18 protein-coding genes, 1 tRNA gene and 2 pseudogenes are annotated in these 21,778 nt (G+C 66.2%); 14 read left to right on the forward strand and 7 right to left on the reverse strand.

Annotation, left to right across the window (positions count from 1 at the left end):
* Positions 1-118: 118 nt before the first annotated feature.
* Genes efeU through efeB form a run of 3 tightly spaced genes read left to right on the forward strand, consistent with a single transcriptional unit; the run spans position 119 to position 3,557 of the window.
* On the forward strand, positions 119-1,027 hold the full coding sequence (gene efeU, locus GTV32_RS08550; RefSeq protein ID WP_161059778.1) for an iron uptake transporter permease EfeU: 909 nt from the start codon (positions 119-121) through the stop codon (positions 1,025-1,027).
* A gap of 13 nt (positions 1,028-1,040) precedes the next feature.
* Complete coding sequence (gene efeO / locus GTV32_RS08555; RefSeq protein ID WP_161059779.1) at positions 1,041-2,249, forward strand: iron uptake system protein EfeO; 1,209 nt, start codon at positions 1,041-1,043, stop codon at positions 2,247-2,249.
* On the forward strand, positions 2,250-3,557 hold the full coding sequence (efeB, locus tag GTV32_RS08560; RefSeq protein WP_161059780.1) for an iron uptake transporter deferrochelatase/peroxidase subunit: 1,308 nt from the start codon (positions 2,250-2,252) through the stop codon (positions 3,555-3,557).
* Between the two features lie 27 nt (positions 3,558-3,584).
* On the opposite strand, the gene GTV32_RS08565 is transcribed toward efeB, so the two are convergent.
* The 3 genes from GTV32_RS08565 to GTV32_RS08575 form a co-directional block, all read right to left on the reverse strand.
* Positions 3,585-4,562, reverse strand: a complete 978-nt coding sequence (locus GTV32_RS08565; protein ID WP_161059781.1) for a MazG family protein — start codon at positions 4,560-4,562, stop codon at positions 3,585-3,587.
* Positions 4,563-4,718: 156 nt separating this feature from the next.
* The gene (mfd, locus tag GTV32_RS08570; protein ID WP_161059782.1) at positions 4,719-8,315 is read right to left on the reverse strand and encodes a transcription-repair coupling factor; all 3,597 of its coding nucleotides are present in this window, start codon (positions 8,313-8,315) and stop codon (positions 4,719-4,721) included.
* Between the two features lie 34 nt (positions 8,316-8,349).
* Positions 8,350-8,850 (reverse strand): GNAT family N-acetyltransferase, encoded by a 501-nt coding sequence (locus GTV32_RS08575; protein WP_161059783.1) that lies wholly within the window; start codon positions 8,848-8,850, stop codon positions 8,350-8,352.
* 86 nt (positions 8,851-8,936) lie between these two features.
* Between GTV32_RS08575 and GTV32_RS08580 the strand changes: the two genes are divergently transcribed.
* Positions 8,937-9,731 carry a class III extradiol ring-cleavage dioxygenase gene (locus GTV32_RS08580; RefSeq protein WP_161059784.1) on the forward strand — a complete coding sequence of 265 codons (795 nt, stop codon included), beginning with the start codon at positions 8,937-8,939 and terminating at the stop codon, positions 9,729-9,731.
* A 74-nt stretch (positions 9,732-9,805) separates the two neighbouring features.
* Here GTV32_RS08580 and GTV32_RS08585 read toward each other — a convergent pair whose 3' ends face one another.
* Complete coding sequence (locus GTV32_RS08585; RefSeq protein WP_161059785.1) at positions 9,806-10,501, reverse strand: TetR/AcrR family transcriptional regulator; 696 nt, start codon at positions 10,499-10,501, stop codon at positions 9,806-9,808.
* 46 nt (positions 10,502-10,547) lie between these two features.
* Here GTV32_RS08585 and GTV32_RS08590 point away from each other — a divergent pair, with 46 nt between their 5' ends.
* From GTV32_RS08590 to GTV32_RS08610, 5 genes and pseudogenes are all read left to right on the forward strand, one after another.
* Entirely contained in the window at positions 10,548-10,961 is a 414-nt protein-coding gene (locus tag GTV32_RS08590) for a nuclear transport factor 2 family protein (protein ID WP_161059786.1), read from the forward strand.
* Positions 10,962-11,193: 232 nt separating this feature from the next.
* Positions 11,194-11,838 carry an ABC transporter permease gene (locus GTV32_RS08595; protein ID WP_161059787.1) on the forward strand — a complete coding sequence of 215 codons (645 nt, stop codon included), beginning with the start codon at positions 11,194-11,196 and terminating at the stop codon, positions 11,836-11,838.
* Positions 11,835-13,128, forward strand: a pseudogene (locus GTV32_RS08600) (ATP-binding cassette domain-containing protein). The gene GTV32_RS08595 and the pseudogene GTV32_RS08600 overlap by 4 nt, the downstream one beginning before the upstream one ends.
* Positions 13,125-13,862 (forward strand): ABC transporter permease, encoded by a 738-nt coding sequence (locus tag GTV32_RS08605; RefSeq protein ID WP_161059788.1) that lies wholly within the window; start codon positions 13,125-13,127, stop codon positions 13,860-13,862. The pseudogene GTV32_RS08600 and the gene GTV32_RS08605 overlap by 4 nt, the downstream one beginning before the upstream one ends.
* Positions 13,859-14,830: a glycine betaine ABC transporter substrate-binding protein gene (locus tag GTV32_RS08610; RefSeq protein ID WP_161059789.1), complete on the forward strand. Its 972-nt coding sequence runs from the start codon at positions 13,859-13,861 to the stop codon at positions 14,828-14,830. Before GTV32_RS08605 ends, GTV32_RS08610 begins: the two co-directional genes overlap by 4 nt.
* Positions 14,831-14,845: 15 nt before the next feature.
* Here GTV32_RS08610 and GTV32_RS08615 read toward each other — a convergent pair whose 3' ends face one another.
* Positions 14,846-15,514, reverse strand: a complete 669-nt coding sequence (locus tag GTV32_RS08615) for a TetR/AcrR family transcriptional regulator (RefSeq protein WP_161059790.1) — start codon at positions 15,512-15,514, stop codon at positions 14,846-14,848.
* A gap of 95 nt (positions 15,515-15,609) precedes the next feature.
* Here GTV32_RS08615 and GTV32_RS08620 point away from each other — a divergent pair.
* From GTV32_RS08620 to GTV32_RS23125, 3 genes and pseudogenes are all read left to right on the forward strand, one after another.
* Positions 15,610-17,094 (forward strand): annotated as a pseudogene (locus GTV32_RS08620) (DHA2 family efflux MFS transporter permease subunit); the annotation flags it as partial.
* Positions 17,095-17,205: 111 nt separating this feature from the next.
* Positions 17,206-17,469 (forward strand): carboxypeptidase-like regulatory domain-containing protein, encoded by a 264-nt coding sequence (locus GTV32_RS23375; RefSeq protein WP_237421763.1) that lies wholly within the window; start codon positions 17,206-17,208, stop codon positions 17,467-17,469.
* A 26-nt stretch (positions 17,470-17,495) separates the two neighbouring features.
* On the forward strand, positions 17,496-17,942 hold the full coding sequence (locus tag GTV32_RS23125) for a carboxypeptidase-like regulatory domain-containing protein (protein ID WP_202421696.1): 447 nt from the start codon (positions 17,496-17,498) through the stop codon (positions 17,940-17,942).
* A 117-nt stretch (positions 17,943-18,059) separates the two neighbouring features.
* Here the strand turns inward: GTV32_RS23125 and GTV32_RS08625 are convergent.
* Both GTV32_RS08625 and fabG read right to left on the reverse strand, forming a co-directional pair.
* Positions 18,060-18,131 (reverse strand) — tRNA-Gln (locus tag GTV32_RS08625).
* A 125-nt stretch (positions 18,132-18,256) separates the two neighbouring features.
* Entirely contained in the window at positions 18,257-19,012 is a 756-nt protein-coding gene (fabG, locus tag GTV32_RS08630) for a 3-oxoacyl-ACP reductase FabG (protein WP_161059791.1), read from the reverse strand.
* A 114-nt stretch (positions 19,013-19,126) separates the two neighbouring features.
* Here fabG and glmU point away from each other — a divergent pair, with 114 nt between their 5' ends.
* Together glmU and GTV32_RS08640 are read left to right on the forward strand one after the other, a co-directional pair.
* Entirely contained in the window at positions 19,127-20,608 is a 1,482-nt protein-coding gene (gene glmU, locus GTV32_RS08635; RefSeq protein ID WP_161059792.1) for a bifunctional UDP-N-acetylglucosamine diphosphorylase/glucosamine-1-phosphate N-acetyltransferase GlmU, read from the forward strand.
* 28 nt (positions 20,609-20,636) lie between these two features.
* Complete coding sequence (locus GTV32_RS08640; protein ID WP_161059793.1) at positions 20,637-21,614, forward strand: ribose-phosphate diphosphokinase; 978 nt, start codon at positions 20,637-20,639, stop codon at positions 21,612-21,614.
* The last annotated feature ends 164 nt before the right edge of the window (positions 21,615-21,778 follow it).

Here is a 21,778-nt window from a genome sequence, read left to right on the forward strand (position 1 = left end):
CCGTTCTCCATGACAACTGTGGGGTACCTCTTTCGGTTCCCGCGCTGCGAGGCTACTGTCACGTGGTTAGCCTCACCAAACCTGATCACCGGTGTGATTCAGACGCAGAAAGTCCGGCATGCAGCATTTGGCCGCGGGTGGCGCGCCCTCGATTTTCGCGCAGATGTTCGGAAGCGGACTCATCGGTCTTCGCGAAGGCCTCGAAACGGGCATCGTGGTGATGATCCTGGTGGCGTTCGTCGTGAAAGCGGATCGTCGGGACGCATTGAAGTGGATCTGGGCCGGGGTCTCGGCCGCGGTCGCCATGGTTCTCGTGATCTTCTTGGTCATCCACCTGGGCACGTCGACCGTCACCACGCTGACCGCGGAGCTCATCGCCGGCCTGGCGTCCCTGGTCGCAGTGGTGATCGTGACGTTCATGGTGTTGTGGATGAGCAAGGCGGCCGCGCACATCTCGACCGACCTGAAGTACGGCATGTCCCATGCGTTGCTCACCGGCGGCGCCTCGGTGATGGGCCTGGCGTTTCTCGCCGTCGGGCGCGAAGGCTTCGAAACAGCTCTGCTGATGGTCGGTTACGCCGAGAGCGTGTCGGGCAGCCTGTGGCCATTGGTCGGCCTGTTCCTGGGGATCGTGGGCGCGATCGTGGTGACCGTGCTGCTCTATCGCGGTGCGGTCCGGCTGAACTTCCACAAGTTCTTCCTCTACACCGGGATATTCCTGATCTTCGTCGCTGCCGGAATCCTGTCCTACGGGGTGCGCGCCCTCCAGACAGTCGGGTGGCTGCCCGGTGGCAGCAACCTCGCCTTCGACATCTCCGAGCATTACGACCAATCGTCGTGGTACGGCACCGTGCTCGCCGGCATCTTCAACGTCCGGCCCGATCCCACCGTCCTCCAGGTGGTGGCGTGGTGCCTCTATGTCGCGATCGTCCTCTTCTTCTTCGTCCGCGCGAACCGTCCACGGCCCGTCAGGTCCGAAGACGAGTCCACCGCACAAGCTCCGGCAGCCACCGACGCCGGTACCTGAAAGGAACTACAGGGTGAATCCGAGAATCACCACACCCGTCGCGTTGCTGTCGCTGGCGGTCGCCGCGCCGCTCATACTGGCCGGCTGCACCGCCAAGGCCGGCGAGAGCGGCGCAATCGCGGTCACCTCGACCAACGACGGCTGCGACCTCGACAGCACCGAGGCCCAGACCGGAGACGTGAACTTCAAGGTGACCAACAACGGCTCCAAGGTGACCGAGTTCTACGTCTACGGCAACAACAACCGGGTGCTCGGTGAGGTGGAGAACATCGGGCCGGGGCTGTCGGGGAATCTGACCGTCGAGATCACCGACCCGGGCACCTACGCCGTGGCCTGCAAGCCGGGCATGGTCGGCACCGGCATCCGCAAAGAGGTCGAGGTGACGGGCGATCAGAAGGCCAAGGAGGAAGTGCCCGCCGACGTGAACGCCGCCAAGACGCGCTACCTCGACTACGTGCGCGGCCAGGTCAACGGGCTCTCGGCTCAGGCACAGATCTTCGTCGACCACGTGAAGGCCGGCGAACTCGAGCAGGCGAAGGCGATGTTCGGCCAGGTCCGTACCTTTTACGAGCGCATCGAGCCCGTCGCCGAATCGTTCCCCGACCTCGATCCCGCGATCGACATGCGCTGGGACGACACCGAGGGTGGAACCCAACCGTTCACCGGCTTCCATCGCGTCGAGCGTTACCTGTGGCCGCCACAGCCTGCAGAGGTCGGCGAGGGGCCCGGACAGATCGCCCCGGCCGACGCCGCCGACGCCAAGGCCCAGGACAACAAGGCCGCACTCGACAAGGTCGCCGACGAGTTGCTCGCCAACGTCAACAACCTGAAGACCGAGGTCGACAAGCCCGACTTCAACTTCGAGACACGCCAATTCGTCCAGGGACCCCAGGCGCTGATCGACGAGATCGCCGCAACCAAGGTCGGCGGCGAAGAAGACCGGTACTCCCACACCGACCTGTGGGACTTCGCCGCCAACGTCGACGGCGCCGAGACACTGATCGCCGAGATGCAGCCGATGATCTCTGCCAAGGACCAGCCGCTGATGGACAAGATCACCGCTCAGTTCGCCGATGTCCGCACCGCCATCAACCAATACCGCGACGGCGATGGCTACGTGACCTACACCCAGGTCACCGAGGAGCAGCGCAAGGACCTCTCCAACAAGATCGACGCGCTGTCGGCGTCCCTGTCGCAGGTCCCGGGGCTGGTGTTGGGATAGATGTCCGAGAACACCTCGCCGCCGACCGGAGCCTCAGGACGCCAACGCATCTCGCGTCGGGCGCTGCTAGGGGGCGCCGGCGTCGGGGTGGTTGCGGCGGCGGCCGGCGGCGCGATCGGCCGGGCGACCGCCGCGGAGGACACCAGCGGAGCACAGGTGGTCACCTTCCGCGGTGAACGCCAGGCCGGGATCATCACGGCCGCCCAGGACCGCTTGCATTTCGCGAGTTTCGACGTGATCACCGACTCCCGTGCCGATCTGGTGGCGATGCTCCAGAAGTGGACGGTCGCGGCCGAGCGAATGACGCGCGGCGAGCAGACGGCGCCGGACGGCGCCGTCGGCCTCGGCGATTACACGCCACCCGCCGACACGGGAGAGGCGCTCGGTCTCGCGGCCGCCAACCTCACGCTGACCATCGGTTTCGGCCCGGGACTCTTCGGACCGAGTGCATCCGATCCGGAACGTCGCGATCGCTTCGGTATCGCCGGCCGCAAGCCCGCCGCCCTGGTCGACTTGCCGGCATTCGCCGCCGAGAAGATCGAGGCATCGCGCTCCTACGGCGACATCTGCGTGCAGGCCTGCGCCGACGACCCGCAGGTCGCGGTGCACGCCATTCGGAACCTGGCCCGGATGGGACTCGGTGTGGTGGCCGTCCGGTGGTCGCAACTCGGATTCGGCCGCACGTCGTCGACCACCGCGTCCCAGGACACGCCGCGAAACATGTTCGGCTTCAAGGACGGGACCGCGAACCTTCGGGCCGAGGACACCGATCTCCTCGATCGGTGGGTGTGGGTTGCGAACGAAGACAACTCCGCAGACGCCCGCTGGATGACGGGCGGCACGTATCTCGTCGCCCGCCGGATCCGCATGGACATCGAACCGTGGGATCGCGCCAACCTGCTGGAACAGGAACAGATCATCGGTCGTTCGAAAGGGTCCGGCGCGCCGCTGGGTCAGCAGGACGAGTTCGACACGCCGGACTTCGACGTCACGTCTTACGGCGCACCGATGATCCCCCGCACCGCGCACGTGAGGCTCGCCCATCCCGACAATCTCGGCGGCGTGCAGATCTTGCGTCGCGGCTACAACTTCACCGATGGCTCCGACGGATTCGGACACCTCGATGCCGGCCTGTTCTTCATCGCATTCAACCGGGACCCCGGCAAGCAGTTCGTCCCGATGCAGCAGGTCCTGTCTCGTCAGGACGCGATGACCGAATACCTGATCCCCAACGGGTCGTCGGTGTTCGCGGTCCCGCCGGGGCTGCGACCCGGCGAATGGTGGGGGCAAAGGCTTTTCGAGAGCTGAGCCTCGCCGCCGTGGGGGTCGCTCGGCTCACTCCCCGCCGAACGCGCCCGACTTTCCGCCGACCGTGCGCAGATCTGCGTCGACCGTGCGCGATTCCGGGCTGGCACCGTCACCCGTCAGCACTTCCTGCCACGCTTCGCGACTGTCCAGTGTTTCATCGCGGGCGAGAGCTCGTCGCTCGGCAGCCCGAACCTGGTTCATCAGATCCCGCACACGTTGTCGTGCAACTTCTTCGGCACTGTCACCACCCGGCTCGACGACGACGGTGGTGATCGCGGAATCGATGGTCTCGAGCGGGTAGTCGGCGGCCGACAACCGCTCGAGCACCTTCTGTGTGAGCGCCAGCGCTGGTGCGGTGGTGGCCACACCGTCGAGGACCGACTCGCGATTCTTCTCCGCGGCCTTCTGCTCCTCCCACTCGCGGATCTGCGTTTCGAGATCCGCGTGCGCACCCGACAGGACCCCCGGGGTCCGGCCCTTCACCTTCACCGTGAAGCTCCTGGCGACATCGTCGATGTCGAACGGATGGTCGGCGTCATCGGCGGCTATGCGGGCGTGAAACAGCACCTGCAGCAACAGATCACCGAGTTCCTCACGCAGGAGGTCCAGGTCGCCGTCGTCGATCGCGTCGAGGAGTTCATAGCACTCCTCCAGGAGATACCGGCGCAGCGAGGCGTGCGTCTGAGTACTCTCCCAGGGACCGTTGCGACGGAGGGTGTCCATGAGCGCGACCGCTTCCAGCAACGCATCGCCTGCCACCGGCCGCGCGGTGATGACGTCCTCGCCCCGCTCGATCCTTGCCTGCACGAAGGGATGCGAACGGTCGCCGGTGAGCAACGTCGACGTCGGATCGTCCACCTCCGACCAGGACGCAGACGTCGTACCCAGCTCCCACAGGGTCGACGGATGGATGTCCTCGGTGATCACCAGCGGCCCGGACAGCAGTGCGATCGCGCGCAAGGGGATCACGTCGGGACGAAGCGGGTCGAGAAGCACGACGGTCACGGCGACGACCTCCGTTCAGGGTGCAGATGCCATGACGGTAACCCAGTGCGCGCACGAATTCGCTGCGGACACAGGCCGCGCCGACGATGGAATCATTGCGAGCTCGGATGTGCTCCCGCTCGGTCGGCGGGACGAGGCCGGCGGCGACGCTCGGGCTCAGTCGGGCTGCGGCCGAAGCGCCAGCAGGAAGCCGTTGAGGTAGTCGATGACCTCCTCGTCGCGTAGCCGGGACGACCCCACACCGCCCGTCCGTGGGAGCGGCAGCGTGATGACAGACGTCGTGGCCCGGTATCCGGCCGCCGGGTAGAGCCGCTTGAGCCGAACCTGTTCGCTGTCGAGCAGGGTCATCGGTGCGATCTTCACGCCGGTACCGGCGAGACCGATCTCGGTGACCCCCCGCTCGCGGCAGCGCAGCCGTAGTCGCGCGATCGCCGCCAGTCGGCTGGTCTCCTCGGGGGGCTCACCGTAGCGGTCGGCGAGTTCGGCCAGGACACTCTCCACCGCCTCGTCGTCGGTCGCCGATGCGAGCTTCCGGTAGGCCTCCAGACGTAGCCGGTCGGAGTCGACGTACTCGACAGGTATGTGGGCATCCACCGGCAGGTCGATCCGCACCTCGGCCGGCTCGCTCGTCGACACCGGTGTCCCGTCGGCGGCCGCACGATATGCCTCGACCGCCTCACCGACCAGTCGCACGTAGAGGTCGAATCCGACACCCGCCACGTGCCCGGACTGCTCGGCGCCCAACACATTTCCCGCACCGCGCAATTCGAGATCTTTGAGTGCCACCGCCATGCCCGCGCCGAGCTCGTTGTTCTGCGCGATGGTGGCGAGGCGGTCGTAGGCGGTCTCGGTGAGTGGCCGCTCCGGGCTGTAGAGCAGGTAGGCGTACCCCCGCTCGCGACTGCGGCCCACCCGTCCGCGCAGCTGGTGGAGCTGGGACAGTCCGAGGTTCTCGGCACGGTCGACGATGAGGGTGTTGGCGTTGGAGATGTCGAGACCGGTCTCGATGATGGTCGTACAGACCAGCACGTCGTACTCGCGGTTCCAGAATCCTGCGACAGTGCGTTCGAGCTGATCCTCGTTCATCTGACCGTGCGCCACCACGACCCGTGCCTCCGGCACCATCTGGGCGATGTCGCGTGCCGTCTTGTCGATCGTCGAGACGCGGTTGTGCACGTAGAAGACCTGGCCGTCGCGCAGGAGTTCGCGTCGGATCGCGGCGCCGACCTGCTTGCCCGAGTATGCGCCGACGTAGGTGAGGACGGGATGCCGTTCCTCCGGCGGCGTCAGGATCGTCGACATCTCCCGGATACCGGCCATCGACATCTCCAGCGTTCGCGGGATCGGCGTCGCCGACATCGTCAGCACGTCGACATGTGTCCGCAACGACTTGATGTGTTCCTTGTGCTCGACGCCGAACCGCTGTTCCTCGTCGACGATCACCAGACCGAGGTCTTTCCAGGTGACGCCGGTCTGGAGGAGACGGTGGGTTCCGATGACGATGTCCACGTCACCGGTCGCCATGGCGTCGATGATCTCCTTCGACTCCTTGGTGTCGGTGAATCGCGAGAGACCGCGGACCCGGACCGGGAACTCACTCATCCGCTCGGTGAAGGTCTGCAGATGCTGTTGCGCAAGAATGGTTGTCGGCACCAGGACGGCGACCTGCTTGCCGTCCTGCACCGCTTTGAACGCGGCACGTACGGCGATCTCGGTCTTTCCGTACCCCACATCGCCGACGATGACGCGGTCCATCGGGACCGCCCGCTCCATGTCCGACTTCACCTCGGCGATGACCGTGAGCTGATCCATCGTCTCGGTGAAGTCGAAGGCGTCTTCCATCTCGCGCTGCCACGGCGTGTCCGGACTGTAGGCATAACCGGGGGCCGCGTGACGGGCGGCGTAGAGCTGCACGAGCTCCCCCGCGATCTCCCGAACGGCCTTACGCGCCTTGCGTTTGGTGTTCTGCCATTCGGATCCGCCGAGCTTCGACAGCGAGGGTTGTTCGCCGCCGACGTACCGCGACAGCTGGTCGAGCGCGTCCATCGGCACGAAGAGCCGGTCGCCGGGCTGACCTCGCTTGCTCGCCGCGTATTCGAGGACCAGATACTCCCGGCGCGCCCCGGAGACGGTCCGCTCGATCATCTCGACGAACTTGCCGATCCCGTGCTGGTCGTGGACCACCATGTCCCCGGCGGTGAGAGCCAGCGGGTCGACCTGATTGCGACGCTTGGCGGGCAACCGCCGGCCGTCGCGCACGCCGGCCACCCGGTTACCGGTCAGGTCCGTCTCGGTGACGATCACCAACCGCGCATCGGGACACACCACACCACTGCGCAACGTGCCGTGGAACACCGACACCTGGCCGGGCTGGGGCCGCACACCGGGTTCGACGATCTCGGCGGGCACCTCCGCCTCGGCCAGACGTTCACCGACGCGCTGTGCTGTTCCCTTGCCCGCCACGACGACCGCTGCGGTACCACCGGTGGTGACATGCGCGCGGAGATTCGCGAACGTGGCGGCGATGTCCGACTCGTTCCCGCGCGGGGCCGGCGCGGCGGTCAGGTCGAGTTCGACCTCGTCACCGCTCCCGGTGGACAGCGGGCTCATCGTCCACCAGGGACGGCCCGCGGCCAGCGTCGTCTTCTCCACCTCGTCGAGGGAGCGGTACGAACTCGCCTGCAGATCGATGCCGGAACCGTCGGCGGACCGGCCGTCGACAGGAGCGTCGGCCCCGAGTGCGGCCGCCGTCCACGACGCCTCGAGGAACTCTGCCCCGGTCTGCGCGAGATCGGCAGCGCGGGTGCGGACCTTCTCGGGGTCCAGCAGCAGCACACCGGTGCCGTCCGGGAAGACCTCGGTCAGCATCTGCATACGACCCTCGACGAGCATCGGGATCAGGGCTTCCATACCCTCGACGGGCATGCCCTCGGCGAGTTTCGACAACATCTCGGCGAGCACCTGTTCGCCCGCATGCTCGGCCGCGAGGTCCGCAGCGCGTGCGCGTACCTCGGGCGTCAGGATCAGCTCGCGGCCCGGATGGATGCGCACGACGGACGCATCTATCTCCGGCTGACTACGCTGGTCGGCCACCGAGAAGGCCCGGATCTCCGAGATCTCGTCGCCCCAGAACTCGACGCGCACCGGAAAGTCGGCCGTGGTCGGGAAGACGTCCAGAATGCCGCCGCGCACGGCGAACTCGCCACGCCGGCCCACCATGTCGACACGTTCGTAGGCCATCTCGACCAGGTCGTTCAGCAGAACCTCGAAGTCGATCTCGACGCCTTCGCGCAGCGTGATGGTGCGGGTGTCACCCAGTCCCGGCGCCATCGGCTGCACCAGAGAGCGCACCGTGGTGACCACCACTCGCAGGGCGGTGCCCTCGGCGGGGTTGGCGAGCCGATGTAGCACCGCGAGTCGCTGACCGACGGTGTCGGCGCTCGGCGACAACCTCTCGTGCGGCAGCGTCTCCCACGACGGGAACTGCGCCACCGCGGCCGGATCGTCGAGGAGTTCGGTCAGCTCCGCGGTCAGATCATCTGCCTCGCGACCGTTGGCGGAGACCACCAGCAGCGGCGCGGCGGAGGACTCGGTCTTCGCGGCACCGGCCAGGCAGGCGACCACGAACGGCCGGGCCGAGTCCGGCGCACTGATGTCGAGCCGTTCCTGACCGCGCCTCCCCACCAGATCCGCGATCGCCTTGTCCGAACATGTGACCGCGGCGAGCCCGTGGAGGGCGGGGGTTGATGACACTCCAGCGATTCTAGTTCGTGGGTGTGACGACGGATCAGCGCAGCGGTCGCTGGAGATACACGCAGTCGATCCACTGGTCGAACTTGTAGCCCACCGCCGGCGTTCGGCCGACCTCGGTGAAGCCGTGTTTGGTGTGCAGCGCGATCGACGCCTCTCCGCCTGCGGCGGCGATCACCGCGATCACCTGCCGCACGTTGTCCGGGTCGGCCGCCTCGAGCAGCGCACCGAGCAACGCCGAGCCGATCCCCCGTCCCCCGGCGTCCGGGTCCAGGTAGATCGTGTCCTCGGCCGTCCAGGCGTACGCACGCTTGTCGCGAAAGGAGCCGAGGTAGGCGAAGCCGAGGACCGACCCGGCGGCGTCGGCGGCCACCAGGAACGGCCGGCGGGCAGAAGTGATCGCCGCGAGTTTGGCCTCCCAGGCCTCGCGATCGGGCGCCTCGTAGTCGAACGTCGCGACCGTGTGCTCCACGTAATGTCGGTAGATGTCGGCGACCGCGGCGCAGTCGGCCTGCCTGGCGGGACGGATCGAGACCATGGGAACGATGATGCCGGATGGTCGGAGCCACTCACGTCCGAGGCACCTCGGGGGAATAAACGGACTGCGGTCCAGTTGAGTAGGATATGGCCATGTCAGAGGCAATGACACGTCAACCCGCGCTCTTCCTGAGCCACGGCGCGCCCCCGCTGGTCGACAGCGAGCGCTGGGTGTCCGAACTGTCGGCACTCGCGGGTCGCCTCGACCGGCCGTCCGCGATCCTCGTGGTGTCGGCGCATTGGGAGGCGGCACCGCTGACCATCGGATCGACCGACCCCACCACCCCGCTCACCTACGACTTCTGGGGCTTCCCCGATCGCTTCTACCGCACCACCTACTGGTCACCCGGTGCCCACGATCTCGCCGACCGGATCGCGGGATCGGTGCCCGACGGCGAACCGATCGCCCACGACCGCCATCGCCGCCTCGACCACGGTGCGTACGTGCCGCTGACGGTGATGTATCCCGACGCCGACATCCCGGTCCTCCAGATCTCCCTGCCCACGCTCGACCCCGAACGACTGCTCGACCTCGGTCGCCGTCTGGCCCCCTTGCGAGACGAGGGCGTGTTGATCATCGGGTCCGGTTTCACCACTCACGGACTCCCCTACCTCACCGACCGGACGCCCGAGGCGACCCCGCCGGGCTGGTCGGCGGAATTCGATGCCTGGGCTCAGGAGCGGTTCGCCGCAGGAGATGTCGAGTCCCTCATCGACTTCCGCAATCGCGCCCCGGGGATGCCCTACGCGCACCCGACCATCGAGCATTTCTCACCACTGTTCGTCGCGCTCGGCGCGAGCAGCGGCGTCGAGCAGAAGCCCGATCAGGTGATCGACGGCTTCTGGATGGGGCTCGCAAAGCGGAGCCTACTGCTGCACTGACCTGGAACTCGTTGCTGCGCAAGGCCTTCGGACACCCACGACCGTCCACCGCCCGCGAGCTGCGAGGCGGGTGCTCAGTCCTCGACGGTGGTGCGTTCTCGGTTCTCCACGTAATCGGGCCCGACGAGCTTCGGATCGGGTTCGAGCCTGGTGAGTCCGTTCCAGCACAGATTCACCAGATGCGCCGCCACGACTTCCTTGGGTGGCTCCCGGACGTCCAACCACCACTGCGCGGTCACCGACACCATTCCGACCAGCGCCTGCGCATACAGAGGCGCCAACGCGGGATCAAAGCCACGACGTTCGAAATCGCTTGCCAGGATGTGCTCGACCTGACTGATCGCATCATTGAGAAGGCTTGAGTACGTGGTTGTTTCGTCACCACCAGTGCGATCCCCGCGGACCAGGATGCGAAACCCGTCGGTTCGCTCCTCCATATAGGTGAGCAACGCCAGAGCCACCTGCTGAACGCGGTAGAGCGAACGATTCTTGGTCAGCGACGAGGTGACCATCTCCAGCAAGGTCTCCATCTCGCGATCGACCACGACCGCGTAGAGACCTTCCTTGCCGCCGAAGTGCTCATAGACGATCGGCTTGGACACGCCTGCGCGCTGTGCGACCTCCTCGATCGAGGTCCCCTCGAAACCGCGTTCCGCGAACAGCCCTCTGGCGACCTCGATCAGCTGTAGTCGGCGCTGCGGACCGGTCATTCTCGCCCGCGGTGCGCGTTGCACCTCGTCGGACTTGTCGGTGGGGCGGCTCACTGCCATACCCACAACACTAACGACGCCCGCTCGACACTGGTAATCCTTAGACATGTTGAGCATCGAAGAGATCTCCGCACGACTCGAGATCCAGCAGATCCTGACCGACTACTCGACCGCGGTCGACTCGGGCCGGTTCGACGACCTCGACAGCGTCTTCACCCCGGACGCCGTCGTCGACTACAGCGTCATGGGTGGCATCGTCGGTGGACCTGCCGAGGTCAAAGCGTGGCTCGCCGAAGTCCTTCCGAGCTTCTCGGCCTACTGCCATCTCCTGGGTAACCACGACATGCGGGTGGCGGGCGACACCGCGACCACCCGCACCCTGTGCCTCAACCCGATGCAGACACCGGATTCGTCGACCTTCCTGATCGGGATCTGGTACGCCGACACGTGGCTGCTGACCGACGACGGTTGGCGGATCAGGACACGAACACTCGAGAAGTGCTTCGACAAACAGCTCTGACCGGCACCGATCGCGAGGCGACACCGATTAGCACCCAATCGTTACCTATTCGACATGAGGGCAGGTCAGTGGCCTGCGACCGCCGCGTCTCGGCAGTCACGAGCGCGGCCACATCCAACAAAACCCTGCCCGATCACACGGCGGCGCATTACTGTGAGATCGGCTCAGACCTCAGATGGTGTCCGTCAGTTCGGGTTCTGAGGCCGACGGGCAGACGACGAGGGGATTCGGCGTGCAACTGTGGGATTACGTCCAAGGGCATGCGGCGACGCTGACCTTTCTCACGTATCAACACGCCTCGCTGGCATTTCAGACGGTGTTGGTCGGCGCCGTGATCGCGGTTCTTGTCGCCGTCCTGGTCTATCGACTGCCGTTCTTCTCGGCCTTCACCCTGACGACCAGCCGGGTTGCGCTGACGATCCCCTCGCTGGCACTCCTGGCGCTGTTGATCGTGCCGTTCGGACTCGGTGTGGTGCCGAGCTTCATCATGCTGGCCTTCTTCGCGACGATGCCCGTCATCGGCAACGCGATCGTCGGCTTGCGGTCGGTCCCACCGTCGGTGATCGAGGCGGCGCAGGGTATCGGCCTGTCCCGCTGGCGAATTCTGGTCTCCGTCGAGTTGCCGATCGCCTGGCCGGTGATCCTCACCGGTATTCGCGTCGCCACCCAGATGATCATCGGTGTCGCCGCCATCGTCGCCTACGTACTCGGTCCCGGGCTGGGTTCGCTCATCTTCAGCGGTCTCTCCCGGCTCGGGGGTGCCAATGCCCTCGAGATGGCCCTCACCGGAACAATTCTCATCGTCATCATCGCGTTGGTGTTTGACGGCCTCCTCGTCCTGCTCGGCCGCCTCACGATCTCCAAAGGACTCTCATGACCGAACCGGCAATCGACTCGGCCTCCCCCGACCGCACCGTCACCGGCACGTCGATCCGACTCGACGGCGTGATGAAGCGCTATCGAGGACAACACAAGCCAGCAGTCGAGAGCCTCGATCTGGAGATCGACGCCGGGGACATCGTCGCCTTCGTCGGTCCGTCCGGATGTGGGAAGACCACGATGCTGAAGATGATCAACCGGCTCATCGAGCCGACCGAGGGCCACATCTTCATCGGCGACCGCGATGTCACGCACGAGAACCCCGACAAACTACGGCAATCCATCGGTTACGTGATCCAGTCCGGTGGCCTCTTCCCCACTGGTCGGTGTCGAAGAACATCGGCGCCATACCGCGTGTGCTCGGCTGGGACAAGAAACGGATCGCCGAGCGCACCGCCTATCTCCTCGATCTCGTCGGGCTCGATGCCGACACCTTCGCCGACAGATTGCCCAAAGACATGTCCGGCGGGCAGCAACAACGTGTCGGCGTCGCACGCGCTCTGGCCGCCGATCCGCCGGTGCTCCTGATGGACGAGCCCTTCGGGGCGGTCGACCCGATCACCCGGGTCCGCCTGCAGGACAGCCTCATCGCCATCCAGCACGAACTGGGGAAGACGATCGTGGTCGTGACCCACGATTTCGAGGAGGCCACGAAGCTCGGCGACAAGGTCCTCGTCCTGTCCGAAGGAGGCCACATCGAGCAATACGCCACCCCGAGGAGATCCTGGCCAATCCGGCAAGCGAATTCGTCGAGCAGTTCATCGGTTCCGGTGCGACGCTCGCACACTTGACGTTCTCCCGGGTGCGGGATGTGCCGCATCAGCAGGTGACGACCGCGCGGGTCGGCGAATCGTCCCAACCCGTGCTCGCCCGGGCACATCAGGCGGGCCACAGTTGGGTGGTCGTCATCGACAACGCAGGACATCCGCGCGCATGGCCATCTCTCGACGAGGTGGCCGCCAAACCACAGGTCTCCGACTACATCGACCGGCGGCTGCCGGTGGTCGCCAGGTCGTCGACGCTGAACGACGCACTGGACACGATGCTCGCCGCCAGCCAGGGCGGCGCCCTGGTCACCGACGGTCGCGGAGCCGTCGTCGGGTCACTGGGCATCGACACCGTCATGGAGGTCATCCGCACCCAACTGGCCGACGTCCGCAACGACGAGGACACCTCGTACGTCGACCATACGGAGGGAACTTCGACAAACGAGATGCCGGTGATCGTCGCAGCCACCGACGACGAGGCGACCCCTGATCCGATCGAACCGAGCGACGACAAGTCATGAAACGACTCCGACGGTTACCGATGGATGTGTGGTTCGAGCCGCTCATCATCGTCGTGCTGCTGGTCGGTTACATCGTCTGGTACCAGTCCACCACCTTCACTGAGACCGAGCAGGCCGCACTCTCCTGGAGCACGCTACAGACGACCATCCTCGATCACATCAAACTGACCCTTGTCTCCACGGTGATCGTGGTTGTGATCGCCATCCCCCTCGGCATCCTGTTGACACGTCCGTCGATGCGATGGCTCAACCCGATCGCGGTGAACATCGCCAACGTCGGGCAAGCGGCGCCGGCCGTGGGACTGCTTGTGCTGTTCACCTTCTGGCTGGGCACCGGATTCAAGACAGCGGTCATCGGTCTGGTCGTCTACGCGGTGCTACCGATCCTGCAGAACACGATCGTCGGGCTCCGCCAGGTCGATCAGCGAACCGTCGAGGCCTCGCGCGGCATCGGCTATTCCGCCGTGCGGACCCTCGTCCAAGTCGAACTACCGCTGGCCGTCCCGGTGATCCTCAACGGTGTCCGGACAGCGCTGGTCATCCTTGTCGGTACGGCCACCCTCAGCACCTTCATCGGCGCGACCAGCCTCGGCACCCTGATCACCACCGGGGTCACGCTCTTCCTGCCGAAACTCCTTGTCTCCGGGGCCATCCTGGTCGGATTGCTCGCTCTGATCATCGATTGGCTGGGACGGCTGGTCGAGCTGTTCGCCACCCCAAGGGGACTCTCATGAAGCGCGCCGTCCCGATCATCGCCCTCGTGGTCGCGATCCTGACCATCGCCGGCTGCGGATTGGTCAGCTCGTCGGGCACGTTCCACAGCGCATCACTGCCGGACGGAAAGAAGCCGCTGTCCGGCGCCCAGATCGCGGTGACGTCGAAGAACTTCACCGAGAGCGTGCTGCTGGGCAAGATCGCGGCCACCTATCTCGCGGCGGCGGGCGCCGAGGTCACCGACCTCACCAACGCACCCGGGTCCGCGTCGTCGCGGCAGGCACAGCTCAACGGTGACGCCGACCTTCTCTGGGAGTACACCGGTACGGCCTGGGTCACCTATCACCATGAGACCGAGACAATCCCGGACCCGAAGGAACTGTGGACACGGGTCCACGACATCGAACTGAGCGAGAACGGCCTCGTCTGGCTTCCGCCGGCGAACTTCAACGACACGTACGCGTTCGCCGTTTCCGGACCGACGGCCAAGCGGCTGAATGTCCGGACCATGTCCGACATCGCCAAACTTCCGGTCAAGGATCGCACCTTCTGTATCAACGACGAGTTCTTCAGCCGCCCAGACGGTTTCCTGCCGATGCTCGAGACCTACGGAATGCCGTACAACACGCCGAACGGGGTGCCCGCGGGAAACGTGATCCAGATGGATTCCGGTGTCGTCTACACCTCGACCGCCAAGAGCGCGCCGTGCAACTTCGGCATGGTCTACACCACCGACGGGCGGATCAAGAACCTGGAACTCGTCACCCTCGAGGACGACAAGAAGTACTTCCTGCCCTACAGCGGCACCGTGGTGGTCCGGAAAGAGACGTTGAACGCCTATCCGGACATCGCACCGTTGATGGACACGGTGTCCGAGCGGCTCACCGACGACGTGATGCAGGAACTCAACGGACGGGTGGACATCGAGGGTGAGGATCCGTCCGACGTCGCCTACGACTGGCTCAAGAGCGAAGGGCTGATCACCTAGCCGACACCGCCCTCGCTATCGTTGGGCGTCGCGCCGCGTCCGCTGGATCTCCGCTATCTGATCGTCGGTGAGGGCGGGCACCGACAACGTCGTCCGGCCGCTCGCGCGCACGCCGTCGAGGATCAGCTCGAGAAAGCGTCGCCACGCGTCCGGCACACTCGGCTCGGTGACCTCGGCGAGGGCCGCGAGCATGGTGAAGATGCCGAAGAAGTCGCTCGGCGCGAGATCCGGTCGTAGCACCCCGGCATCCGTGGCCCGTTCGTAGAGTTGCGTCAGCTGTCCGGTGAGAGCCGACTTCGCCGATTTGATGTCCGGATGCTCGTGGTCGATGCGCATGATGAGCGCCGCCAGCCCCCGGTCGGTGGCCATCGACGACCCGACCAGCGTCAGGACATCGACGACGGCCTGCCAGGCATCGGGATCCCGAATCGCGATTCGAGTCCGCTCGGCGACCTGGGTGAGGTGTTCGGCCAGGACCCCGACGATGAGCTCGTCGCGGTTGGTGAACCGCCGATAGACGGTCCCGACCCCGACGCCGGCACGCTCGGCAACCTCGTCGAGCGAGACCTCCAGGCCACGCTCGGCGAACAATTGGCGGGCCGCCTCGATGATTCGCAGCCGGTTGCGTTCGGCGTCGGCACGCAGCTTCCGGGACCCGACGGCGTCGGCGGCTGGCGTGTTCATGGTCACAGGATAACAAGTGGAGGAATAGCCTCCGGTTGCCGTACGTTCTGGAACGGTAACCGGAGGAGATACCTCCGCCTAGAACGGAGGCTCGGATGAGCACTGTCTACGAGGACCTCGACGTCGCCCCCGTCGAGAAGGAATCGGAACAGGCCCGCCATCATCGGCTGCGCTGGGTCGTCCTGGGCGTCCTGGCCCTCGCCCAACTCATGGTCGTTCTCGACGCGACCATCGTGAACATCGCGCTCCCCCACGCTCAGGAATCGCTCGGCTTCGGCAATGACGACCGGCAGTGGATCGTCACCGCATACGCACTGTCGTTCGGCAGCCTGCTGCTGCTCGGCGGCCGCCTGTCGGACCTGTGGGGACGCCGGACCACCTTCATCATCGGACTCATCGGGTTCGCGGTGATGTCGGCCGTCGGCGGCGCGGCAGTGAACTTCGAGATGCTGGTCGCCGCGCGCGCGGGCCAGGGCATCTTCGGCGCCCTCCTGGCGCCTGCGGCACTGTCTCTGTTGACCACCACGTTCACCGACCCGGCCGAACGCGGCAAGGCGTTCGGCATCTTCGGCGCGATCGCCGGTGGCGGCGGCGCGCTCGGCCTCCTGCTCGGCGGCATGCTCACCGAATGGGCGGACTGGCGCTGGTGCCTCTACGTCAACCTCGTGATCGCGGCGATCGCCTTGGTGGGTGCCGTGCTGTTCCTCGGCCCGTCCAAGTCCGAGCACCGTCCGAAGCTGGACCTGCCGGGCGTGGTGACGGCGTCGGCCGGACTCTTCTCGATCGTCTACGGATTCTCGAACGCGGAGACCAATGGCTGGGGCGACTGGGCGACCATCACCTGGCTGATCGCAGGCGCAGTCCTCGTGGCCGGCTTCATCTGGTGGCAGTCACGCAGCAAGCACGCGTTGTTGCCGCTGCGCGTGATCAAGGACCGCACCCGCGGCGGCTCCTATCTGGTGGTCTTCATCGCCGGTATCGGGATGTTCGGCATCTTCCTGTTCCTGACCTACTACCTGCAGCAGAACCTCGGGTTCAGCCCGATCCGCACCGGGCTCGCCTTCCTTCCGATGATCGGCATGCTGGTGATCACGGCGACCACGTCGACCGCAGTCATCCTTCCGCGGTTCGGTCCGCGTTGGCTGATGTCCGGCGGCATGCTGATTGCCGCAGGCGGCATGGTACTGCTCACCCGGATCAGCGAAACCAGTTCGTACGCAACCGATATCCTGCCCGCGCTGTTGGTCATGGGCGTCGGCATCGGCGCCTCGATGGCCCCGGCCATGCAGGGTGCGATCTCCGGCGTCTCGCCTGAGGATGCAGGTGTCGCCTCGGCGACGGTCAACACGATGCAGCAGGTCGGCGGCTCGGTGGGCACGGCGCTGCTCAGCACCATCGCGTCGAGCGCAGCGGCCTCGTACATCGCCGACCACGCCGCGACTGTCTCGAATCCGAACGAGCTGGCGCAGTTGGCTGCGGTGGACTCCTACACGACCGCATTCGCAGTGGCCGCAGGGGTATTCGCGATCGGCGGCGTGGTCGCGGGGCTGCTCGTCCGGAGCGGAAAGCTGCCGGCGTCCGCCAGTGACGCCGGGTCACCGGAAGCCGCAACGGGTATCGCAGACGAAGCCGACGCACCGGCAGTCCGTCCGCGCATCGCGGGCAGCGTCGTCAACGGCGACGGCACGCCATTGGATACCGCCGCGGTCACCGTCACCGACGTCCACGGTCGCCAGGCCGGTGTCGCGGCAGTCCACAGCGACGGCTTCTACACAGTGCACGACATCGCCGACGGCACCTACACCGTCATCGCCACCGCGCCCGGCCACGCTCCCAAGGCGATGACCGTCTCCGTGGTCGGTGAAGCGGTGTCCCACCGCGACTTCGCCCTCATCGGCGGCTCCGTGCTGCGAGGACGGGTCCGCGATGGCCACCGCGCGCTGGGGCCGAACTGATCGTCACCGATCAATCCGGCGCCGTGATGACACAGGCACACTCCGATCCCGACGGACACTTCACCATCCCCGGGCTGTCCGCGGGCGACACCGTCGCGGTGACCGCATCGGCCCCCGGCTACCAGCCGGCCAGCCAGCTGGTGACCGTCGATGCGACCCCCGGACGGAACGTCGAACCCATCGAGATCCGGCTGGTGGAAACCAGTGGCATCGAAGGCGCGGTACGCGCCGCGCAGAGCGGCATCCCTCTGGAAGGCGCAACGGTGTCGGCAATCGGTCCCGACCAGACCATCGTCGCGTCCACGACCACCGACGCCGACGGTCGGTACCGCATCGACGGTCTCACCGACGGCCAGTTCACCATCGTGGCCAACTTGTACGAGCCGGCCGCAGTACAGGTCAAGGTCACTGCGGGCCAACACAACAGCGCCGACATCGGATTGGCGTCGGGCAAGAATCCCGTGGTGCCGTGAGCCGACGGTCATGATCCACGCGATCGTGGCCTGAGCCTGAACAGAACAGTGGCCCGTCGTTCCGTGCGGAACGACGGGCCACTGTCGTGTCCGGGCCGTGATGGCCCCGTGGACCTGCTCCCCCACCAGGACTCGAACCTGGAATGCCTGAACCAAAATCAGAAGTGTTGCCGATTACACCATGGGGGAATACTGCGCAGACGATTGTGCCACAGGCAGGTGGCGGCAGTTCGACGCAGTTCCCGCGCCCCCGTTTCGTTCCCGCTCGCCCGATCGGATGAGCGGGAACGAGATGAGGGCGCGGGAATACCGATCTAGTCCTTCGGACCGCCGGCGACGTAGATGACCTGACCCGAGACGAATCCGGCTCCCTCACTGGCGAAGAACGACGCGGTGTGGGCGATGTCCTCCGGGAGGCCGGTGCGCTGGACCGGGATCTCCGCAGCGGCGGCCTTCTTGAAGTCCTCGAAGGGCACACCGACCCGCTCGGCAGTGGCGGCGGTCATCTCGGTGGCGATGAATCCGGGCGCGATCGCGTTGGCGGTGACGCCGAACTTGCCGAGCTCGATGGCAAGTGTCTTGGTGAAGCCCTGCATGCCGGCCTTGGCGGCCGAGTAGTTGGCCTGGCCCCGGTTGCCGAGCGCCGACGTGCTCGACAGGTTGACGATTCGTCCCCACCCTGCGTCGACCATGTGCTTCTGGCACGCCTTGCTCATGTTGAATGCACCCCGCAGATGCACACCCAAGACCGCATCCCAGTCGTCGACCGTCATCTTGAACAGGAGGTTGTCGCGCAGGATGCCTGCGTTGTTCACCAGGACGGTCGGCGGGCCGAGTTCCTCGACGACCTTCTCCACAGCCGCCTTGACCGACTCCTCCTTGGAGACGTCGGCGCCCACCGCGATCGCCTTTCCACCATCACCGGTGATCGCCGACACGGTGTCGGCACATGCGCCGGCGTCCAGGTCGAGAACGGCCACGGCGAGGCCGTCGGCAGCCAATCGCTTGGCGACACCCGCTCCGATACCGCGCGCGGCGCCGGTGACGATCGCGACTTTCTGAGTACTCACTGTTGTACCTCCGTTTGTGCGTGCCAGGTCTGTTCACCTCCCTGTTTTCTATCAGGCCGGCGTTTCGGCGGGTGAGCGCGGCGCCGGACCACCGACTGCGTAACATCGGGCGACATGACGGAGACGCCCTCGCCGGCTACTGCCGTGATCGTGCTCGCGGCAGGCGCGGGCACCCGGATGAAGTCGAAGACCCCGAAGATCCTGCACACCATCGCCGGGCGGCCGCTGGTCGGCCACGCCCTGCACGGCGCCGCGGGCATCGAGCCCGAGACCCTGATCGCGGTGGTCAGCCACGAACGTGAACGGGTGAGCGCGAAGATCGACGAGATCGCGCAACAGGTCGGCTGCGCCGTGACCATCGCGGTGCAAGATCGACCACTCGGCACCGGCGATGCCGCACGCGCCGGACTGACCTCGCTGCCTGACGACTTCGACGGCACGGTCATCGTCACCGCCGCCGACGTCCCCCTCCTCGACGCGGCGACCCTGAACGCTCTCGTCGCGACGCACACCGCCGACGGTGGTGCGGCCGTCACGCTCACCAGTTTTCGCGCGGCGGACCCCACGGGATACGGGCGGGTCATCCGGACCAACGATTCGCTGGTGCAGGCAATCGTCGAGCACAAGGACGCCACCGACGAGCAGCGCGCGATCTCGGAAGTCAACGCCGGGGTATATGCCTTCGACGCGGCCACGCTCCGGTCGGCACTCGCACGCCTGTCGACCGACAACGCCCAGCATGAGTTCTATCTCACCGACGTGATCGCGATCACCCGCGACGACGGTCACGCCGTGCGGGCGTTCACCGTCGACGATCCCGTCCTCGTGGCCGGTTGCAACGACCGCGTCCAACTCGCCGAGCTGGGTGCCGAGCTCAATCGCCGAATCGTGCGACGCCATCAGCTGGCCGGCGTGACCGTCGTCGATCCCGCCAGCACATGGATCGACGTGGACGTCACCATCGGCGAGGACGTCCGCATCGAACCCGGCACCCAATTGCTGGGCACCACAACCGTCGCCGACGACGCGGTGATCGGCCCGGACTCCACCCTCCGCGATGTCGTGATCGGCTCCGGGGCCGCGGTGATCCGCACCCATGGCAGCGAGGCGGAGATCGGCGCGAATGCGTCGGTCGGACCGTTCGCGTACCTGCGGCCGGGGACACGGCTCGGTGTCGGCGGCAAGATCGGCACCTTCGTCGAGACCAAGAAAGCCGACATCGGCGCGGGTTCCAAGGTCCCCCACCTCACCTATGTCGGCGACGCGACGATCGGCGAACACTCCAACATCGGGGCGTCGAGCGTGTTCGTCAATTACGACGGCGTGGCGAAACATCGTACTGTGATCGGGTCCCACTGCCGGACCGGTTCTGACAACATGTTTGTCGCACCGGTGCAGGTCGGCGACGGCGCTTACACCGGAGCGGGTACGGTCTTGCGGGACGATGTCCCGCCCGGTGCTCTCGCGGTGTCGGCCGGACAACAACGCAATATCGAGAACTGGGTGGTGCGAAAGCGCCCGGACAGCGAGTCGGCCCGCGCCGCACTCGAGGCCCGACAGACCGACAGCCCGGCAGACGACCAGCCGGACGCCTGACCGCTACATCTCCAACAGAAGAGTTTTCATGACCTGGACCACGGACAACCAGAAGAACCTGATGCTGTTCTCTGGCCGCGCCCATCCCGATCTCGCCCAGTCCGTCGCCGACGAGCTCGGCATCAAGGTGACACCGCAGACAGCGCGGGACTTCGCCAACGGCGAGATCTTCGTACGCTTCGAGGAGTCGGTGCGCGGCTCTGACGCGTTTGTCCTGCAGAGCTGCCCATACCCGATGAACCAGTGGGTCATGGAGTCGCTCATCATGATCGACGCGCTCAAGCGCGGATCTGCCAAGCGCATCAGCGTGATCCTGCCGTTCTATCCCTATGCGCGCCAGGACAAGAAGCATCGCGGCCGCGAGCCGATCTCGGCTCGCCTGATGGCCGACCTGTTGAAGGCTGCCGGCGCGGACCGGATCATCACCGTCGATCTGCACACCGACCAGATCCAGGGCTTCTTCGACGGCCCGGTCGACCACATGCACGCCCAGGGTCAGCTCGCCGATTATGTCCGGGAGAACTACGGAACCGACAACGTCACCGTGGTGTCGCCCGACTCCGGCCGCGTGCGTGTTGCGGAGAAGTGGGCCGATGCCCTCAACGGCGCACCGCTGGCGTTCATCCACAAGACGCGCGATCCGCTGGTTCCCAATCAGGTCAAGTCCAATCGCGTGGTCGGCGACGTGGACGGCCGCACCTGCGTGCTGATCGACGACATGATCGACACCGGCGGCACCATCGCCGGTGCCGTGAAGGTCCTCAAGGACGCCGGTGCCGGCGACGTCGTCATCGCGACCACACACGGCGTCTTCTCCGATCCCGCTGCCGAACGGCTCGCGAACTGCGGCGCCCGGGAGGTCATCGCGACCGACACCCTCCCCATTCCGGAGGAGAAGCGGTTCGAGAACCTGACGGTGTTGTCGATCGCCCCGCTGCTGGCCCAGACCATCCGCGAGGTCTTCGAGAACGGCTCGGTGACGAGCCTCTTCGACGGCAGCGCGTAGGCGCCCACACACACAGTTCCCACGAGAGCGGACCCTCGCGACGACGACCGTCGCGACGGTCCGCTCTCGTGCGTTTTCGGCACGCTCTCCGGCGCCGTCCCGGGTCCGTGACCGACCGAGGACGATGACCGCCGCGCACCCATGCGCGGCGGTCATCGAGCTCT

It is taken from the genome of Gordonia sp. SID5947 (genome assembly GCF_009862785.1).
Taxonomy (GTDB): Bacteria; Actinomycetota; Actinomycetes; order Mycobacteriales; family Mycobacteriaceae; genus Gordonia.

Coding starts and splice junctions, on each gene's coding strand:
- efeU (WP_161059778.1), top strand. CDS start 119: ATGCAGCATTTGGCCGCGGGTGGCGCGCCCTCGATTTTCGCGCAGATG.
- efeB (WP_161059780.1), top strand. CDS start 2,250: ATGTCCGAGAACACCTCGCCGCCGACCGGAGCCTCAGGACGCCAACGC.
- GTV32_RS08575 (WP_161059783.1), bottom strand. CDS start 8,850: ATGGTCTCGATCCGTCCCGCCAGGCAGGCCGACTGCGCCGCGGTCGCC.
- GTV32_RS08580 (WP_161059784.1), top strand. CDS start 8,937: ATGGCCATGTCAGAGGCAATGACACGTCAACCCGCGCTCTTCCTGAGC.
- GTV32_RS08585 (WP_161059785.1), bottom strand. CDS start 10,501: ATGGCAGTGAGCCGCCCCACCGACAAGTCCGACGAGGTGCAACGCGCA.
- GTV32_RS08590 (WP_161059786.1), top strand. CDS start 10,548: ATGTTGAGCATCGAAGAGATCTCCGCACGACTCGAGATCCAGCAGATC.
- GTV32_RS08605 (WP_161059788.1), top strand. CDS start 13,125: ATGAAACGACTCCGACGGTTACCGATGGATGTGTGGTTCGAGCCGCTC.
- GTV32_RS08610 (WP_161059789.1), top strand. CDS start 13,859: ATGAAGCGCGCCGTCCCGATCATCGCCCTCGTGGTCGCGATCCTGACC.
- GTV32_RS08615 (WP_161059790.1), bottom strand. CDS start 15,514: ATGAACACGCCAGCCGCCGACGCCGTCGGGTCCCGGAAGCTGCGTGCC.
- GTV32_RS23125 (WP_202421696.1), top strand. CDS start 17,496: ATGACACAGGCACACTCCGATCCCGACGGACACTTCACCATCCCCGGG.
- glmU (WP_161059792.1), top strand. CDS start 19,127: ATGACGGAGACGCCCTCGCCGGCTACTGCCGTGATCGTGCTCGCGGCA.
- GTV32_RS08640 (WP_161059793.1), top strand. CDS start 20,637: ATGACCTGGACCACGGACAACCAGAAGAACCTGATGCTGTTCTCTGGC.